This window comes from Nocardioides humilatus (genome assembly GCF_008373755.1).
Taxonomy (GTDB): Bacteria; Actinomycetota; Actinomycetes; order Propionibacteriales; family Nocardioidaceae; genus Nocardioides; species Nocardioides humilatus.
Genome location: NZ_VUJV01000219.1, coordinates 1 through 293, shown reverse-complemented (window position 1 = coordinate 293; position 293 = coordinate 1). Strand labels below are relative to the sequence as shown.

Genomic DNA, 293 nt, shown 5'->3' with positions numbered 1-293 from the left:
TGTACCACCGCCTGCGTTGAAGAAAGATAAAAAGGAGAAGAAGGTTCCGAAGGATAATTCTAAAAATGTAATGCGGAATCTTCATATCAGAAAGCTTTGCTTGAACATCTGTGTTGGTGAATCCGGTGACAGGCTGACTCGTGCCGCCAAGGTGTTGGAGCAACTCACAAGACAACAGCCTGTATTTCCCAAGGCTAGGTATACAGTGCGGTCTTTTGGTATCCGTCGTAATGAAAAGATTGCTGTCCATTGTACAGTCCGAGGAGCTAAAGCAGAAGAAATCCTTGAGAGGG

The 293-nt window shown here is 45.4% G+C and carries 1 protein-coding gene; it reads left to right on the top strand.

The features are described from left to right. Positions 1-293 (top strand): 50S ribosomal protein L5 (rplE, locus tag F0U44_RS24510; RefSeq protein WP_223163840.1); only part of this gene is annotated, 293 nt, incomplete at both ends.